An 18,404-nucleotide genomic window follows, 5' to 3' on the forward strand; every position below is an offset into this window, starting at 1 on the left:
TCACAGGCGGCCGCTGCCCATGTCCGGGAAACGCCGCAGGTCACCGGCCCATCGAACGGGCGAGGTTAAACGGCAAGCCTAGGGCCTGTCGTCAAACTCCTGCCTGCCTTCGGGCGAACGACGGGAGTTTGACGACAGGCCCTAGGCGACCAGCGGCCGGTCCATGGCGGAGACGGGGGACGGGAGTTCGGTGGAGCCGGTGAGATAGCGGTCGGTGGCCGCCGCGGCGGACCGTCCTTCGGCGATGGCCCACACCACGAGCGACTGGCCGCGTCCCGCGTCGCCCGCGACGAACACCCCGTCCGTCCCGCGGCGGGCCGGCCCCGCGTCCCGCCGCGCCACCTCGGCCGCGAAGCCGGTGTCCCGGGCGAAATTCCCCCGGTCGTCCAGCGTGAGCCCGAGCTGCTCCATGAGTCCGCCGCGGCGTTCCGGACCGGAGAAGCCGAGGGCGAGCAGCACCAGCTCCGCCGGGATCTCGCGCTCGGTGTCCGGCCGTGGCTTCCTGGCCGTGGGCTCCACCTCCGTCAGGTGCAGTGCGCGCACCCGGCCGGACGGGTCCCCGTCGAAGCGGAGCGTGGCGGAGGAGAACAGCCGGGGGTCCGAGCCCTCCTGGCCCCGGGCCTCTTCGTGCGCGTGGGAGATCCGGAACACCTTGGGATAGACGGGCCAGGGCTGGGTCGGTGGCCTGGTGTCGCCCGGCTCCGGGTTGATGTCGAGCTGCACCACGGAGGCCGCGCCCTGCCGCAGGGCGGTGCCCAGGCAGTCCGAGCCGGTGTCCCCGCCGCCGACGATCACCACATGCCTGCCCTCGGCGGTGAGCGGCGGCGAGGCGTAGTCGCCCTCCGTGACGCGGTTGGCGAGCGTCAGATAGTCCATGGCCTGATGGATGCCGGCCAGCTCGCGGCCCGGGACGGCGAGCTCGCGCCGCTCCATGGCGCCGACGGCGACGACCACCGCATCGTGCCGCCGGGTGAGCTCGGTGGCATCGAGATCGCGGCCGATGTCCACCCCCGTGCGGAACTTGGTCCCCTCCGCCTCCATCTGCGCGATGCGGCGCTCCAGGTGCCACTTCTCCAGCTTGAACTCGGGGATGCCGTAGCGCAGCAGCCCGCCGATGCGGTCGGCGCGCTCGTAGACCGCGACGGTGTGCCCGATACGGGTCAGCTGCTGTGCCGCCGCCAGCCCCGCGGGTCCCGAGCCGATGACGGCCACGCTCTTTCCGCTGAGCCGCTGCGGTGGATGCGGCGCGGTGTACCCGCGTTCCCAGCTCTGGTCGGCGATGGCCTGCTCGACGTTCTTGATCGTGACCGGATCGGCGTTGAGGGCCAGTACGCAGGCGTCCTCGCAGGGTGCCGGGCACAGCCGCCCGGTGAACTCGGGGAAGTTGTTCGTCGCGTGCAGTCGCTCGGCCGCGGCGCGCCAGTCGCCCCGCCGTGCGTATGCGTTCCACTCGGGGATGAGGTTTCCCAGCGGGCAGCCGTTGTGGCAGAACGGTATGCCGCAGTCCATGCAGCGCCCCGCCTGCTCCGAGATCAGCGGGAGCAGCGCCTGCCCCGCGTAGACCTCGTGCCAGTCGTGCAGCCGCTCCTCGACGGGGCGCGCCGCAACGGGCCGGCGAGGGGTCTTGAGGAAGCCGTAAGGGTCGGTCATACGACGCCTCCATCGCTCGCTCGCGGTGCAATACGGCGTCCTGGTCAGCCTACGCCCGCTTTGTGCGGCTTTATAGAGTCTTGGGGCGACTTTGTCGTCGGTGGTGCCCGTCAGTGAGCGGCGGGCCCCCCGCGGCGGTCCCGGCCCCCGCGGCGGTCCGAAGTGTCCGTACGGGCGCGACGAGCGCAGAATTGAGAGAGCCGCTCCGCCGCGCAGGGCGGGGCAGCCGGCCTGCGCGGCGGCCGGAAGGGAAAGCCGGTGTCATCAGATCGGCCGAGCGATGCGAAGGCCCGGGGGCCGCTCTGGTCCGAGCCCGGGTCGCTGCTGGAGCACGTGGCGGTGGCCGTGTGCGGCCTCGATGACGACAACCGGATCTGCTACTGGGGCCCGGGCGCGCAGGACCTCTTCGGCTACCGCGCCACCGAGGCGCTGTCGCGGCCCGGTGGGCTCCTGTTCCGCGGGTCCGCCGCCGGCGGCGCCGACGACGTATGCGCCCGCATGGCCGACCGCGGCCGTACCGAGGGCTACTGGCGCGGCCGCCAGCGCGTCAGACACCGGGACGGCACGGACTTCGACTGCGGATTCCGGGTCTTCCCGGTGACCGGCGAGGCGGGGCACACGGTGGTGATGGCGCTGGCGAGCCGGAGCGACGAGCTGGACCGGGTCAAGACCAACCTCGTCTTCCTCGACGCCCTCTTCGCCACCTGTCCCATCGGCCTGGTGATGCTCGACGAGGAACTGCGCTACCGCCACCTCAACCAGGCACTCGCCGACATGAACGGGCTGCCCATCGAGGAACACCTCGGGCGCCACCTCACCGACATCATGATCACCTCGGACGACGGCGAGTACGAGCGCATGCTGCGCTCCGTCGCCACGGAGGGCAGGACCGTCACGGGGGTACGGGTGGGGATGCGTACCCGCGGCCACCCGGACCGGGACACGGTGCTGTCGGTGAGCTTCTTCCCGCTCACCCAGGCCGTCGGCAGCCGGCCCGGCGTCGGCGGACTGCTGGTGGACGTGACCGACCAGGAGCAGGCCGTTGTGGAGGCCACCGCGAGCCGTCAGCGGCTGGCGCTGCTGGACCGGGCCTCGGCCCGTATCGGCACCACCCTGGACGTGGAGGTCACGGCCCAGGAGCTGGTCGACGCCGCGGTGCCGGACTTCTGCGACGGAGCCGTCGTGGAGCTCGTCGACCGGACGAACGAGAGCGAGGCGTTCGACCCGGCGCTGCCCGTGGACACCCGGCGGATCGCCTCCGGCACCGTGCTGCCCGCTCCCGCGACGGAGCTGGTCAGCGGGCTGAAAGAGGTGCACTACCCACCGGGTTCGGCCATCCACCAGATGCTGCGGTCAGGCCGTCCGCTCTGTGTGCCGGTGAACGACGACTTCCTGGCGCGCACGGTGCTCGACGCCTCTCGGGCCCGGCTGATGGCCGACAGCGGGCTGGCCGCTCTCCTCCTCGCCCCGCTCGTCGCCCGGGGAACGGTCCAGGGACTCGCCATCTTCGGCCGGTCCGCCCACCGGGCGGACTTCACCGAGCAGGACCTCAGCCTGGCCGGAGAGCTCGCCTCGCGGGCCGCGCTGTGCCTGGACAACGCGCGGCTGTACAGCAGGGAGAGGAACATCGCGCTCACCCTCCAACGGGCCCTGCTGCCCAGCTCCCTGGCGCCCAGCCCGTATCTGCACCTCGCGCACCGCTATCTGCCCGGCAGCCGCGTCACCGAGGTCGGCGGCGACTGGTACGACGTGATCGCGCTCCCCGACCACCGGGTCGCCCTGGTCGTCGGTGACGTCATGGGACACGGGGTGTCGGCCGCCGCGTCGATGGCCCGGCTGCGGATCACGGCCAAGGCGCTGGCCCGGCACGACCAGGAACCGGCCGAACTGCTCGGTGAACTCGACCAGTGCGCCCAGGAGGCCGGCATCGAGCTCGCGACCTGCCTCTACATCCGCTACGACCCCCGCACCGGCCACACCCGGCTCGCCAGCGCCGGCCATCCTCCGCCCCTCGTCCGGCATCCCGGCGGCCGGATCGAAGTCATCGACGAGGTGCTGGGAGTCCCTCTCGGCATCGGCGGCAGTACCTTCCGCACGGCGGAGTTCGGCCTGCCCGACGATGCCGTTCTCGCGCTGTACACCGACGGCCTCATCGAGGCGCGGGGCCGCGATATCGACGAGGGTCTGCACCGGCTCCAGGAGGAAATGGGCCGGATGCCGGGTTCGTTGGAGGTCGCGGCCGACCGCATCCTCTCCCGTCTCGTCGCGAGTTCCCCGGCCGACGACACCGTCCTGCTACTCGCTCGGGTCCACCGGCGGCAGTAGGGGGCGCGCCGTCCGAAGGTTCATGGACCAACACCTTGTGGCTCACGTCACCGCCTGGTTAAGCTCCGGCACACTTCGGACACATTTCCTCCGTAAGTTGACCTTTTGGTGAGTCGATCTTCATGGTCGATCCACGGATACGAGGTGGCTTCGCATGGAACGGCGCACATCGGCACCCCCGGCGGACGACTCACCGCACGGCTTACGCCCGGCAACACCCCGGACCGCTCCGTCGCACGTACTGAACGGCGCGGTGAATGGTCCTGACGTCCCGTCGGACTGCCCTGACGTCCGGGTGGACCGCCCCGCATACGACCTGGCAGGCACGGGGCGCTTCGGTGCCGGCTCCGGCGTGGCGAGACCGGCCCCGGGCCGTGCCCGGTGACCGGTTCCGTCTCGGCGGCGGTGTCCGCCGTTCCGCCCGCCCAAGTGCGCCGCGACATGCGGCTGTTCTGGTCCGCGGGCACCTGTGACGCGCTGGGCAGCCAGATGTCCGGGCTCGCCCTGCCGCTGTTGTTGCTGAGCCTGGGCCGGACCCCGGCCGAGGTCGGGGCCGTCGCCGGGCTGTGCGCGGTCGCCACGCTGCTCCTCGGCCCGTTCGCCGCGATACCCGCCGACCGCGGGGCCCGAAAGCAGGTGATGGTGGGCGCCGCGCTGGTGTCCGCCGCCGCGATGACCGGCGTCGCGCTGGCCGTCCGGTCCGGCGCGGTGCCGATGGCCGTGCTCATCGGCGCCGTACTCGTCGAGCGGTCTGCGACCTCCTGCTACGAGGCGGCGTCGCTCGGCACCGTCGCCCTGGTGTGTCCGCCGGCGGAACACCAGCGGGTGCTGTCCCGATTACAGGCGGGGGAGCGGGGCGCGCTGATCCTCGGGCCCGCCCTGGGCGGGGTGCTCTTCCAGGCCGGGCGCTGGCTGCCGTTCCTCGCCGACGCCCTCTCGTACGCCGTCGCGGCGGGCTGCATCCGCGCGCTGCGTACCGAGTTGTCCCCGCCCCGAGAACAGCGGCCGCCGGCCGGCAGCCCGCGCCGGACCTGGCGTGCGGCGGCCGCGGAAGCCGGGGCCGGGGTGGCGCTGATCCGGCGCGAGCCCCTCCTGCGGCTGGCGCTCGGGTGGCTCGCAGCCGTCAACGCGCTGCTCGTCGCGCTGTATTACACGACGGTCTTCGCCCTGCAGGGCCAGGGGCGCGGCGCTGCCGGGCCGGGGCTCGTCCTCGCGCTCGCCGGGGCGGCCGGCCTGGCCGGTGCGCTGCTCGCGCCACGGCTGGCCGGCCGGCGCTCGCCCACGCGGGTGCTGGTGGCGGTGTCCTGGCTGATGGTGCCGCCCGCCGCGGCCCTCGCGGCGGCCCGTGAGGCCTGGCAATTCGGCCTGCTCTTCGGCCTGTTGTGTCTGCTCACGCCGCTGGCCACCGTGGTGCTGCAGGCCCGCATCATCCAGGTCACCCCTCCCGGACTCCAGGCCCGCACCGGCACCGTGCTGGCCACTGCGTCCGGCGCGGCCGCGGCCCTGGCACCGGCGCTCGCCGGGCTGTCCGCCGACCGGGTCGGGCCCGCGGCCACCCTCGTGGGCTGCGCCGTCCTGCTGGCCGCGGTCGCGCTCCATGCGACCTGGGCGGCACCGGCCCTCACCCGCGCCACGGGGGAGGGGCCCGTATGAGCCCGAACGCGGCACGCCCCGCCGCGACCCCGTCCGCCGGCCCCGGCTTCCGGGTCTACCGGCCGGCCCTCCCCGAGGTCTGCCCGCGCGACCCGGCACGCATGGCCCTGGCCGCGGACGCCGGCGGCCGCTGCGAGATCTTCACCTGGGACGCCGGCACCGGCACCGCACGCCAGGTCACCGACACCCCGGACGGCACCCTGCACTGCGCCCTCGACGCCGACGCCCGGGTGTGGTGGTTCGCCGAGAACCGGCGCGGCGCCGGGCGCTGGTACTTCCAGGAGTTCGAGGGCGGGCCGCGGCGGCCCGGCCTGACCGGTCTGCCCCCGGGCCTGCCGCACGGGCTCGCCGTCAGTCACGCCGGGACGGTGGCCATCGGCCTCGGCGACGGCCACGGCATGACCGTCCATCTCGGCCTTCCGGGCGGTCCGGCCCGGGCGGTGCACACCGTCGAGGGGCATGCGCTGCTGGCGGGCATCTCGCCGTCCGGCGGGCTGCTGGTCCTGTCGGGCGCGGCCGGCTCCGACCGGGCGGTCACCCTCCTCACCTGCTCCGGGGCCCTGCTCGACCAGTTCTCCGGCGGCACCGGCCGACTGTGGGCGCTGGGCTTCGCACCGTCCCCGGCGGGCACCGAACTGCTGCTGGTCCAGGAGGCCGACGACCACTACCGGCTGGCCACCTGGCGGCCCGGCGCGGGGCTGCGAGTACAGGACTGGTGCCGGTTCGACACCGAGATCACCGCGCGCTGGTACCCCGAAGGGCGCCGGGTCCTCGTCCGCCAGGACCGCCACGGCCGCTCCACCCTCGTGGCCGCCGACCTCAACCGGCGCACCCTGACCCCGGTGCCGTCCCCGCCCGGCACCCTGCTCGATGCCGCCCCGCACCCGGGCGACGACGTGCACTACCTCTGGACCGACACGGCCACCCCGCCGCGGATGTGCTCCACCGCGGGCACCCGCCTCCCGGCGCTCGCCACCCTGCCCGCCCGGGCACCCGGCCGGCACCGCGAGCTGTGGACCCCCGGCCCGGACGGGCCCGTCCACACCCTGCTCAGCGAACCGGACCCGGCCCCCGGCCGGCGGCCCCCGCTGGTGTTCCTGGTGCACGGCGGCCCCGCCGACCACGACCGCGACGCCTACGACCAGGAGGTGCACTCCCTGGTCGCCTCCGGGTTCGCGGTCGCCCGGGTCAACTACCGCGGCTCCACCGGATACGGGCCCCGCTGGCGCACCGCGTTCGGTGCGGGCGTCGGGCTCACCCAGGTCGCCGACCTCGTCGCGGTCCGTACCGATCTGCTGCGCCGCGGTCTGGCCCGCGAGGACGCGATCGGTCTGTGGGGCACCTCCTGGGGCGGCTACCTGGCGCTGCTGGCGCTCGGCACCCACCCGGACCTGTGGCAGGCGGGGGTCGCCGTCAAACCGGTCGCCGACTGCGTGGCGGCCCACCGTACGGGCACCCCCGCGCTGCGGGCCCTGGACGAGCGGCTGTTCGGCGGCACGCCCGACGACGTGCCCGAACGCTACGCGCGCAGCTCACCCCTCACCTACGCCGCCGAGGTCCGCGCCCCGCTGCTGGTGATCGCCGCCACCCTCGACGCCAAGTGCCCGCCCGGCCAGGTGCGTGGCTACCTCACCGCCCTGCGGGAGGCCGGTGTGCCGCACGAGTCCCTGTGGCTGGAGACCGGCCACGACGGATACACCGGCGCACACCACGTCGCCGTACTGCGGCGCGCCATGGGCTTCCTGGACCAGCACCTGCGCCGCGCTCCCGCGGCCCGTCGAACTCCCCGTTCCGCAGCGGGCGGGGTTCTCGGGGGCACCGGCCCATCCGGTACCCCCGAGTGCACGACGCACGTTCCGTAACTCGCCAGAACAGGAGAACAGTCATGCAGAAGGACATCATCCACAACGACCCGCTCGAGGGCGACGAGGAGAACCGCCGGCCGACCGTCGGCATCACGGTGACCGTCCCGTTCCGCGCCGCTGAGGACACCGAGGAGGAGTGACCCTCCCCGGCCGGCCCGGCGCCACCGGGCCGGCCGGACCGTGCACCGCACCGGCCGCCCGCCGGCCGCCCGCCACCCCATCCGCCGCCGTACGTGGAGCCGATATGCGTGTCCTGCTGGTCAATATGCCCTGGTCCCCGATCGATCTGCCCTCGCTCGCACTCGGAATCCTCAGACGGAGCGTCGACGAGCGCACCTCCGGACACGCCGAGGTCTGGCACGCCAACCTGGAGTTCACCGACTGGATCACCCGGCGTACCGCATTCACCGCGGAGGACTACCAGTTCTATGCGCTCTCCTCGTACTTCATGGGATGCGGCGACTGGGTGTTCTCCTCCGCGCTCTACGACGATCCCGAGTGGCGCGCCGAGGAGTTCAGCACGGCGATGCGCGGCAAACTGGGCGCGGAACGGTTGCAGATGTCGCACGAACTGCACTGCGTGGTACCGGAGTTCGTCCGGGAGATCGCCGGGCGGATCGTCGCGGCCGCCCCCGACGTCGTCGGCTTCACCTCCACCTTCCAGCAGAACACCGCGGCGCTGGCCGCCGCCAAATACGTCAAGCGCCTCGCCCCGCACATCAAGACCGTCATGGGCGGCGCCAACTGCGACGCCGAGCAGGGCGCCGCCGCCCACCGCAACTTCGACTTCCTGGACTTCGTGGTCCGCGGCGAGGGCGAGGCCGCCTTCCCGCAGCTCCTCACCGCCCTCGACGAGGGCACCGAGCTGTCCGCCGTCCCCGGGCTGTGCCACCGGCAGGCCGACGGCACCAGCACCGCCAACCCGATGAGCACCAGCCCGCTGCCGCCCGCCACCATCCTCCCGCCCGACTACAGCGGCTACTTCGAGCGGCTGGCGGCCTCCGTGGCGAGCAACTGGGTGGAGCCCAAGCTCGTCGTCGAGGGGGCCCGCGGCTGCTGGTGGGGCGAGAAGCACCACTGCACCTTCTGCGGCCTCAACGGCTCGTTCATGCAGTTCCGCAGCAAGAGCCCGGAGACCTTCCTCGAAGAGATCATGGACATGGCCCGCCGCCACCGGGTGCTGGACATGTACCTCGTCGACAACATCCTCGACATGGGCTACCTCACCACCGTCCTGCCCCGCATCATCGACAGCGGCTACGACCTGCGGATGCACATCGAGATCAAGGCGAACATGCGCCGCCCCCAGCTGCGGACCCTCGCCGAAGCCGGAATGATCTACGTCCAGCCGGGCATCGAGAGCCTGAACAGCCGGGTGCTCGACCTGATGGACAAGGGCGTGAGCGGCTGTCAGAACGTCCGGATGCTCCGCGACGGAGCCGAGACCGGACTCTCCGTCTGCTGGAACTACCTCCACGGCTTCCCCGGCGAGACCGCCGCCGACTACGAGCCCGTGATCGCCCAGATACCGGCCCTGGAACACCTCGACCCGCCGGTCGACCGGTCCGCCCGCATCGCGATCGAACGCTTCAGCCCGTACTTCAACCGGCCCGAACTCGGCTTCACCGGCCTGCGCCCCGAGGTGCACTACCGCTTCACCTACGACCTGCCCGAGTCCGAACTGCTCGACCTGGCCTATGTCTTCGAGGCACCCGAACGTGGCATCACCGAGCCCACCGTCACCGCGCTCAACGAGGCCATCGGCGCCTGGAAGAAGTACCACGCGGACGCCCGGCTCACCCACGCCGACCTCGGCGACCGCATCGTGCTGGTCAGCCGCCGCCGCGCCTTCGACTGGGGCGCCATGGAACTCACCGAGCCGCTGGAGACCGCGGCCTTCCGGCTCCTCGACCAGCCGCACGCCCCCGCCGCCCTGACCCGCAAGCTCGCCGCGCGGCTGCCGGCACACACCGTCGACGAGGCCGCCGTCCACGCCCTCCTCCAGCACTGGGTGACGCTCGGGCTGGTCTTCACCGACGGCGGCCAGTACGTCCATCTGGCGCCGGCGGCCGTCAACGAGGACCTGCTGCGGCTCGACTACATGCGCCACACCCATGCCGCCCCCGCCCCGCAGCCACAGCCGGACGACGCCGCCCGCGCCGTCGCCCACGTCTGACGCCGGTCCACAAGGAGACACGATGCACCGCACCGCCACCCCCACCGGGCCGACGCTCAGCGCCTGGCGGGACTACGACGAAGCCGCCTGCGCACTGCCGGGCATGAGCCTGGGCGCCCTCGTGCCAGCCGGCCCCCCGACGGAGCAGGCCGACCGGCTGTGGGAACTCGGCGTCCGCCGCGTGCGGTTCGCCGAGGACATCGACCTGACCGCGGTCGACGAGCCCGACGCCGCGGCGCACGCCGTCCAACGGCTGTGCCTGATCCGCGACCTGACGGCCCGCGCGGTCCTGGTGCAGTGGCGGCTGCGCCTGCCCGCGGAGCCCGACGACGGCTGGCGCGACCTCAGCCACCTCCAGCCGCCCGGGACCCTCACCGGCCCCGCCGACCCGGCGGCCGCGCTCACCCAGTGGCGCAGGGAGCACTATCTCTGCAAATGCCTCTGGCGCCAGGGCCCGGGTTTCGTCCAGATCCGCGACCGCCGGTGGGGCGACCTGCGCCGCTTCACCGCGGACGAGCCCGCGTACCGGGAGGCGATCGACACGCTGGCCTACGGCGCCCCGCAGTCGGCCGTGCCCGACGCCATCACCGCCGACTTCCTGGCGGAACGGCTGATCGCCCGCACCGGACCGCTGCTGTGGTGGCTGCCGTACCGCGTGAACCGGTGGCTCCAGGAGGCGATGGCCATTTGAACCCGGGCCGGCAGCCACCGCGGACCGGAGTCAGGGCGCGCCGGGCGTCCTCGGGCGGCGCCCCTCGGGCATCCGCTGCTCGAACCAGACGACCTTGCCCGTGCTCAGCCGCGTCGCTCCCCAGCGCTGCGCCAGCTGGTCGACCAGGAACAGGCCGCGCCCGCCCTCGTCACCCGCTTGCGCGCGCCGCATCCGGGGCACCTGCGGGGAATCGTCGCCCACCTCGCACCGCAGCACATCGGTGCGCAGCAGCCGCAGGGCGATCGGCCGGGAGGCGTAGCGCACCGCGTTCGTCACCACCTCGCTGACCATGAGCTCGGTCGCGTCGAGCATCGAGTCCAGCCCCCAGCGGCGCAGTGCCCGGCGGGTCAACTGCCGGGCCCGGCCCGCCGTTTCGGGCTGCGGGCTGAGGAACCAGTACGCGACATTGAGCGGCGGGAACCCGTCGAACCGTGCCGCGAGCAGCGCGACATCGTCGTCCAGGGTCTCCGGCTCCAGGATGTTCAGCACCGCGTCGCAGAGCATGTCCAGCGGCGGGGAACCGAGCGCCTCGGCGGCGGCCTGCAGACGGGCGCGCAGCAGCTCCACCCCTGCCCAGACATCCCGTTCCCGGGACTCGACGAGGCCGTCGGTGTACAGCAGCAGGGTCGCTCCGGTGGGCGCGGGCATCTCCACCGATTCGAAGGGCACGCCACCCACCCCGATCGGCGCGCCGGGCGGGATCTGCAGCACCTCTCCGTAGCCGTCCGGGTGCAGCAGCACCGGGGGCGGATGGCCCGCGTCGGCGATCAGCAGCCGCTGGGCTATCGGGTCGTAGACGGCGTAGAGGCAGGTCGCCATGTGCTCGCTGCCCAGGCGCTGGGCCTGCTCGTCGAGGTGGTGCAGTACCTCCTCGGGCGGCAGGTCGAGCCCGGCGAGGGTCTGCACGGTGGTCCGCAGCTGGCCCATGATCGCGGCGGAGGTCATGGAGTGTCCCATGACATCGCCGACGACCAGCGCGACGCGGTTGCCGGGCAGCGGAATCGCGTCGTACCAGTCGCCGCCCACCTGCGCGGTGTCGGAAGCCGGCAGATACCGGCTGGCCAGTCGGACGCCCGTGGTCCGGGGCAGCGACGAGGGCAGCATCGTGAGCTGGAGCGCGTCCGCCATGGAAGCCTCTTGGCCGGACTCCCGCGCCTTGTCGATGCCCAGCGCGGCATGCGTGGCCAGCTGGGAGGCGACGAGCAGATCGTCGTCCGTGAAGGCGGGCCGGCCGGTCCCGCGCAGCAGGGCGACGGTGCCCAGGACGTGCCGGCGGCCGTACAGCGGGGCGACGATCAGCCGCCGGCCCGGTGACGTGGTCGCCGGCAGGCTCGCCACCGGCTCCAGCAGGGCGGTCACCGTGGGCACGAGCCCGGGGGCGTCGCCGAACACGGGCCGCCCCGCCAGCAGGATCCCCACGAACCGTCCGCGCACCGTCAGCGGCACGAACTCGGCGGTCCCCGCGGGCGCCTCGGTCACCGAAACCTCCGGCCCCTGGGCCATGCTGTCCAGCCGCAGGACGATCGGCCCGGCCGGCGCTGTTTCCCCGCTCGGCAGCGGATCCCGCAGGTGGACGAGGACCGCGTCGGCGAACGCGGGGATCGCCGCCCGGCACAGTTCCCCCAGCGTTTCGTCCCGGCTGCTGCCCCAGGCGATCCGCCGCGTCGCGGATTCGAGGTAGCGCAGACGGTCCGTCTGCGCCTCGGGGCCACGCTCCGCTTCCCCCCGGGCACCCTCCGCAGGACGCCCCCCGGATCCGGCGGGGAGCCTGCCGGGTCCGTGGTCGGGGGTGCGGGGCTCCATCACTCGTGGGTGTCCGTCACTCGTGGTGTCCGTCCGGTGGGTGCCAGGACGTGCCGGCCTCAGTCGCGCCGCCGGCAGCGCAGGAAGAGCTGCTCCTCGGGCGGTACGTCCGAGACCGACGGGGCGTAGGTGTACGAGGTCTCCTCGACGATCCCGAAGTCCGCCGCCTCGATGACCTTGCGCAGGTCCTCCCGCAGATAGCCGGACACCCGGATGGTGTTGCCGAGGAACCGCATCGTGAAGTAGTCGACGTCGGCCTCCACCATCGCGAGCGCGAACAGGCCACCGGGGACCAGCAGGTCGTGGACCGTGTGCAGCGCGAGGGGGATCTCGGCACGCGGCAGCATCAGCAGGGAGAAGAACGCCGCGACCGCGTCGAAGCGACCCAGGTCGTGCGGGCCGCCGGGCGCCAGATCGGCGATGTCCAGCCGGTGGAACGTTGCATCGGGCACATACTTACGCGCGAGCGCGACCATCCCACGGGACAGATCGACGCCGACCACCTCGCACCCCGCGTCCACCAGCTGCCGGGCGGTCGGAAGGCCGGTTCCGCAGCCGAGGTCGAGGACGCGGGAGCCGCGGGGCAGCGAGCGGATCAGCCACTCGCCGGCCGCGAGCTGTCCCTCCTTGAACGGGAACGCCTCGTCATAGCGGTCACCGATCGCATCGAACGCCTCGGCCTGACCCTCGCGGTCGGGCCGTACGTCCTCGCCACCGGTCTCGTCGCTCCCGTAGCCGGTCTCCAGGAATCCGTCGCTCACGAATTACGCCTCTTCACGTGCGTCTATTCGATTACTTCCATCATGCACCCCACCCCGGCCGCGGGCCCGTACGGACCGCGTACGACGCCACGGCCCGCATACCGCCGGCGCGGTGCGTGCTCCCTCGCCATGGCCCGGTGGCGACGACGGGGGCACCGGACGTACGCGCCGCCCCGACGACCGCGGGCGGGCACCCGGCCTTTACGGCCGGAGCCCGCCCGACGGGAACGGTCCCGGTCAGCGGTCGCTGAGCATGCCGGCGCGCAGCTTGGTCAGGGTGCGGGTGAGCAGGCGGGAGACGTGCATCTGGGAGACGCCGAGCTCGGCGCCGATCTGGGACTGGGTCATCTCCTGCCCGAAGCGCAGCTCGATCAGCTGGCGCTCCCGCGCGTCGAGCTCCTGCAACAGCGGCGCGAGGGCGTGCAGGTCCTCGACGGTCCCCATGGCCGGATCCTCCTCGCCCAGGACCTCGGCGAGGGCACGACGCTGGTGGGAGGGGTCGGGATCGGTGGGGGTGTCCAGCGAGCCGGCGGAGTAGCCGTTGGCCGCGACGATCCCCTCGATCACCTCGTCCTCCGACAGGTCCAGATGGGCGGCGAGTTCCTGGACCGTGGGGTCGCGGTCGAGCTGGACGTGCAGCTCCTCCTTGGCCTTCGCCAGATCGCTGCGCAGCTCCTGCAGCCGGCGCGGGACGTGCACCGCCCAGCCGGTGTCGCGGAAGAAGCGCTTGATCTCGCCGAGGATGTAGGGCACGGCGAAGGTGGAGAACTCGACCTCACGGGAGAGGTCGAAGCGGTCGATGGCCTTGATCAGTCCGATCGTGCCGACCTGGATGATGTCTTCCATGTCGTCGCCACGATTGCGGTAGCGACGCGCGACGTAGCGCACCATCGACATGTTCATCTCGATGAGCGTGTTCCGCGCGTACTGGTACTCGTGCGTGCCCTCGTCGAGGAACCGCAGCCGGTCGAAGAACTGCTTCGACAGCTCCCTCGCGTCCCTCGGGGCCACCGCGCTGGGGCACTCCACCTCCGGCAGTTCTGTGGCCAGGTCGGAGTGCTGCTCGGTTGGGGTGTCGTTCACGACGGTGGTCATCATGCCTCCCTGTGCATCCGGCACACGCGAACGCACAGCGGCCGCCTACCCGGCAAGAACACTCTCATGCGGATGACTTGCCAGTTCACCGCCCGGTCCCGGACATGTCTCGGACCCGGCTCAGACACCGAAGTGATCGGGGTCGGCCGCCGCCCAGTCGGCGGCCCAGTCCTGAGGCGGGTCCGCAAGCAACTCGCCGGGGCGCAGCCAGTCGTAGAGCTCCTCGTACGACCGGACGGTGAGCGGGTCGATCCGCCGGTGCAGCATGCAGGGCCGGAGGTCGTCCGGATTCCGGACACCCATGGAACCCATGATCTGCAAGGCGCTGTGCACCGTTGCTTTCTGAAACCGGTGCACGCGCGCGGATTTGTCACCGACGTCCAGGGCCCGGCCCCGGCGCGGATCCTGGGTCGCCACCCCGACCGGGCAGGTGTTGGTGTGGCAGCGCTGTGCCTGGATGCAGCCGACGGCCATCATCATGGCTCGTGCCGCATTCGTGTAATCCGCACCCTGCACCAGGCGCTTGACCATGTCGGCGCCGGTGGCGACCTTTCCGCTCGCGCCGATTTTGATGCGGTGGCGCAGTCCGCTGCCGACCAGCGCGTTGTGCACGGTGATCAGACCTTCGGTCAGCGGGGCGCCCAGATGGTCGGCGAATTCCAGGGGAGCGGCCCCGGTGCCGCCCTCCGCGCCGTCGACGACGAGGAAATCGGGGGTCACTCCCTCCTCCCGCATGGCCTTGCAGACCGAGAGGAACTGCCGTCGCGAACCGACGCACAGCTTGAACCCGACGGGTTTGCCGCCGGCCAGCTCGCGCATCCTCGCGAGGAAATGGACCAGCCCGCGCGGGGTGGAAAACGTCCGGTGGTAGGACGGGGACTGCACGGTCCGACCTTCGGGCACCTCGCGTACCCGGGCGATCTCGGCATTGACCTTGCCACCGGGCAGCACACCGCCGATGCCCGGTTTGGCGCCCTGGGATATCTTCAGCGAAATGCACCTGACCTGCTCGTGGGCGGCCTTGTCGGCGAATTCGGACGGCGCGAAATCCCCGTCGGCCGTGCGGCATCCGAAATAGCCGGTCCCGATCTCCCAGATGAGATCGCCACCGTGCCGCAGGTGGTACTCGGACAGCCCGCCTTCACCGGTGTCCTGCGCGAAACCGCCCATGGCGGCCCCCTTGTTCAGAGCGAGCACGGCCTGGGCCGACAGCGACCCGAAGCTCATCGCCGAGACATTCAGCAACGCCATGTCGTACGGCGTGGTGCAGTCGGGTCCGCCGATCCGCACCGTGGGCGGTTGCTCGGGCACCGGCTCGGGCGCCATGGACGGCACCAGATATTCGTATCCGGTGGCATAGACGTCCCGTTCGGTACCGAAGGGTTCCTCCGCGTCGACGCCCTTGGCGCGTTCGTACACGAGGGTGCGTACATCACGGTCGAAGGGCCGGCCGTCGAAGTTGCGCTCGATGAAGTACTGCTGCAATTCCGGCCGGAGCGCCTCCAGCGCAAAGCGCAGATGCCCGATGACCGGGTAATTGCGCAGCACGGAGTGGCGGCGCTGGGTCAAATCGGCCACCCCGAGCACGCCGAGCGCCAGGAAGAGCACGGCCGGTGGCCCGTACCAGGGCGACCACCGCACCGAGGCGGCCATGAAGCCGACGGCGAGGAGCAGCAGGGCTCCCACCGACAGTTGCCGTGCGCGCCGCGCCACGAGGCGCTCGACCCCGTTCACTCGCCGGGGGTGTCGCCGGCCTCCGGCCCGGACGCTGCCGCATCCGGCAGCGCGGCCGCCGCGAGCGCGAAGAGCGCCTCCTCGGGGCTGGCGTGCACGGGCATGGTCACACTGATCCCGGTGAGGTCGAGCAGCCGCAGGACCTCGGGGGACACCGCGGCCAGCCGCAGACTTCCCTCGACCCGCTTGGCGTCGTTGCCCGCCCGGATGAGGACGCTCAGGCCGGAGGAATCCATGAACGGGACGGACCGCAGGTCGACCACGAGGTGCTGCCGGCCGTGCACGAGCTGGTTGGCGAGCTGATGATGAAGCACGGTGCCGGTCTCCGTGTCCAGCTCCCCCTGGACGGCCACGACCGCCACCTGCGGATCGATGACGGACACCTCGACGCTCAACTCATCGGTCCTCACCACGCGCCCCTCCCCTTGTCCATTGATCAACGTGGCCCTCGTGTACCCACTCCTCTTCTCTTCAGTCGGAGCGGCACGGGGCGGGGTGGGGAGCGGCGGATACGGCGGCCCGTCATGTTGCCACCGGCCCGCAACTCTCTCGTACAGAGCGGGAGTTGACAAGCCAACCGGCTCGGTCGCCGGCGGGGGAGTGGGGCGGGGAGGCGGTGCGCGCCGTCGCTCAGCCCACGTGGACGTGGGGGCGGCGGGCCCGGTCGGGTTCGGCCTCGCGGAGGACCTCGCGGGTGACGGGGGCGACCTCGCCCTGGCCGAACAGGAAGAAGCGCAGGAACTGGGCGAAGGGGTTGCCTTCGGTCCACTCGAAGTAGATGTGCGGCCGGTGTCCGGTGACATCGCGTACGTGCAGCAGCAGAGCAGCCAGTGAGTTGGAGACCGCAGGGCTCTCCAGGCAGAGCACGCGGAAGCGGTTGTGCAGCACCTCGCCCCGTACCTGGAGTTTGCTCTCGAACTCGGACGGGTCGCCGACGGTGACCTCGACGAAGATGAAGTCCTCGGACGTCGGGATGTCGTTGTCCTCGCGGATCTGCTGGAGCTTGTCGCGGTACTCGGCGACATCGCGCTGGTCGGGCTCGTTCGCGATGAAGCGGATCTTGCGCTGGGCGATGTCGCGGATGAACCGCTGCGCGATGTCGTCGAGCACCACGCTGGTCACCCGCAGCTCGAAGGAGCGGGCGAGGCGGGAGAGGAACGACAGCAGGATGATGCCGGTGATGAAGCAGGCACCGATCTTGACGCCGTCGGGGCGCTCGATGATGTTCGCGATCGTGGTGTAGACGAACACCAGGGCGATCACGGCGAAGCCGATCCACCAGCCGTGCTCACGGGCGCGCCGGGCGGCGATGGTCACCGCGATCGCGGCGGAGCTGATCAGGACCAGGACGCCGGTGGCGTACGCGCCGCCCTGGGCGTCCACGTCGGCGTCGAAGAGCCAGGTCACGAGGAAGGCGATCAGGGTGAAGATCAGCACCATCGGACGGACCGCCCGGGCCCAGTGGGGCGCCATGCCGTAGCGCGGCAGGTACTGCGGCATCAGGTTGAGCAGGCCGGCCATGGCCGAGGCGCCGGCGAACCACAGGATGGCGATGGTGGACACGTCGTAGACGGTGCCGAACGCGGAGCCCAGATACTCGTGGGCCAGATAGGCCAGGGCACGCCCGTTGGCCGAACCCCCTGGCTGGAACGCTTCCTTGGGGATGAGCAGGGTCGTCACGAAGCTGGTGATGATGAGGAAGACGCTCATGATGACGGCAGCGGTGGTGAGCAGCTTCTTCGCCCCGCGGATCCGCCCGACCGGCCGTTCCTCGGTGTCGGCGGGGTTGCCCTCGATATGGGGCATGACCGCCACGCCGGTCTCGAAGCCGGACAGGCCCAGCGCCAGCTTCGGGAAGACCAGCAGCGCCACGCCGATCATCGCCAGCACGTTGCCGTGTTCGGCGGTCAGCGCCTGGGACCAGTCGGGGATGACCTGCGCGGCGGTGATCACATGCCACAGTCCGACGACGACCACGACCGCGTTGAGCCCCAGATAGAGGGCCACGAGAACGACCGCCACCCCGATCGCCTCCAGGAAGCCCTTGAGGAACACCGCGCCGAGCAGCGCGATCAGGATCAGCGTGATGACCAGTTCCTGATTGTGGAGGACGTTGCTGACGTGCGGGTTCTCCACCAGGTGGGTGGCGGCGTCGGCTGCCGACAGGGTGATGGTGATGAGGAAGTCGGTCGCGGCGAAACCCAGCAGGGTCAGGACGAACAGCTTGCCCTTCCAGAAGGTCAGCAGCCGCTCCAGCATCGCGATCGACCCCTGGCCGTGCGGGCTCTCCTCGGCCACCCGCCGGTAGACCGGCAGCGCCCCGGCGAGCGTCACCACGACCAGCACCATGGTGGCCACCGGCGACAGCAGCCCCGCGGCCAGAGCGGCGATGCCCGGCTGATAGCCGAGGGTGGAGAAGTAGTCCACACCGGTCAGGCACATCACCCGCCACCACCGCTGCCCCCGTTCGACCCCCTGCGGGGTGGCATGTGGACCGGGGTGGTGCTTGGCCATGTCGGCCAGCCCCTCCAGCATCCACGCCCGGAAGCGATGCCGCACTGCGGCCCCGGACGAACCGGCAGGGGCGGAGGCGGCCATCGTGTGCTCCTGTCGTACCGCGAAAGGATCAA

General features: G+C 71.8%; 12 protein-coding genes. 5 read left to right on the forward strand and 7 right to left on the reverse strand.

What is annotated here, in order from left to right:
- Positions 1–141 precede the first annotated feature (141 nt).
- Positions 142–1,650: a glutamate synthase subunit beta gene (locus EST92_RS04965; protein WP_129279712.1), complete on the reverse strand. Its 1,509-nt coding sequence runs from the start codon at positions 1,648–1,650 to the stop codon at positions 142–144.
- A gap of 258 nt (positions 1,651–1,908) precedes the next feature.
- On the opposite strand from EST92_RS04965, the gene EST92_RS04970 reads away from it, so the two are divergent.
- The 5 genes from EST92_RS04970 (at position 1,909) to EST92_RS04990 (ending at position 10,360) form a co-directional block, all read left to right on the forward strand.
- A complete protein-coding gene (locus EST92_RS04970; RefSeq protein ID WP_129279713.1) occupies positions 1,909–3,975 on the forward strand; it encodes a SpoIIE family protein phosphatase in 2,067 nt (688 codons plus the stop codon).
- A 381-nt stretch (positions 3,976–4,356) separates the two neighbouring features.
- A complete protein-coding gene (locus tag EST92_RS04975) occupies positions 4,357–5,628 on the forward strand; it encodes an MFS transporter (RefSeq protein WP_254068523.1) in 1,272 nt (423 codons plus the stop codon).
- Positions 5,625–7,490 (forward strand): alpha/beta fold hydrolase, encoded by a 1,866-nt coding sequence (locus EST92_RS04980; protein WP_129279714.1) that lies wholly within the window; start codon positions 5,625–5,627, stop codon positions 7,488–7,490. The genes EST92_RS04975 and EST92_RS04980 overlap by 4 nt, the downstream gene beginning before the upstream one ends.
- Before the next feature lie 247 nt (positions 7,491–7,737).
- Positions 7,738–9,669: a RiPP maturation radical SAM C-methyltransferase gene (locus EST92_RS04985; RefSeq protein WP_129279715.1), complete on the forward strand. Its 1,932-nt coding sequence runs from the start codon at positions 7,738–7,740 to the stop codon at positions 9,667–9,669.
- A 22-nt stretch (positions 9,670–9,691) separates the two neighbouring features.
- Positions 9,692–10,360 (forward strand): DUF5825 family protein, encoded by a 669-nt coding sequence (locus tag EST92_RS04990; RefSeq protein WP_129279716.1) that lies wholly within the window; start codon positions 9,692–9,694, stop codon positions 10,358–10,360.
- Positions 10,361–10,390: 30 nt separating this feature from the next.
- On the opposite strand, the gene EST92_RS04995 is transcribed toward EST92_RS04990, so the two are convergent.
- The 6 genes from EST92_RS04995 to EST92_RS05020 all read right to left on the reverse strand — a co-directional run bounded on the left by EST92_RS04995 (position 10,391) and on the right by EST92_RS05020 (position 18,372).
- On the reverse strand, positions 10,391–12,184 hold the full coding sequence (locus EST92_RS04995; protein WP_129279717.1) for a SpoIIE family protein phosphatase: 1,794 nt from the start codon (positions 12,182–12,184) through the stop codon (positions 10,391–10,393).
- 59 nt (positions 12,185–12,243) lie between these two features.
- Positions 12,244–12,945, reverse strand: a complete 702-nt coding sequence (locus EST92_RS05000) for a class I SAM-dependent methyltransferase (RefSeq protein ID WP_129279718.1) — start codon at positions 12,943–12,945, stop codon at positions 12,244–12,246.
- A gap of 237 nt (positions 12,946–13,182) precedes the next feature.
- Positions 13,183–14,040, reverse strand: coding sequence for an RNA polymerase sigma factor SigF (locus EST92_RS05005; protein WP_129279719.1), 858 nt, complete (start codon positions 14,038–14,040; stop codon positions 13,183–13,185).
- A 120-nt stretch (positions 14,041–14,160) separates the two neighbouring features.
- A complete protein-coding gene (locus EST92_RS05010; RefSeq protein WP_129279737.1) occupies positions 14,161–15,693 on the reverse strand; it encodes an FMN-binding glutamate synthase family protein in 1,533 nt (510 codons plus the stop codon).
- Between the two features lie 77 nt (positions 15,694–15,770).
- On the reverse strand, positions 15,771–16,187 hold the full coding sequence (locus EST92_RS05015; protein WP_129279720.1) for an STAS domain-containing protein: 417 nt from the start codon (positions 16,185–16,187) through the stop codon (positions 15,771–15,773).
- A gap of 217 nt (positions 16,188–16,404) precedes the next feature.
- A complete protein-coding gene (locus EST92_RS05020) occupies positions 16,405–18,372 on the reverse strand; it encodes an APC family permease (protein WP_129279721.1) in 1,968 nt (655 codons plus the stop codon).
- Positions 18,373–18,404 lie beyond the last annotated feature (32 nt).

The organism is Streptomyces sp. TM32, from assembly GCF_004122755.1.
Classification (GTDB): Bacteria; Actinomycetota; Actinomycetes; order Streptomycetales; family Streptomycetaceae; genus Streptomyces; species Streptomyces sioyaensis.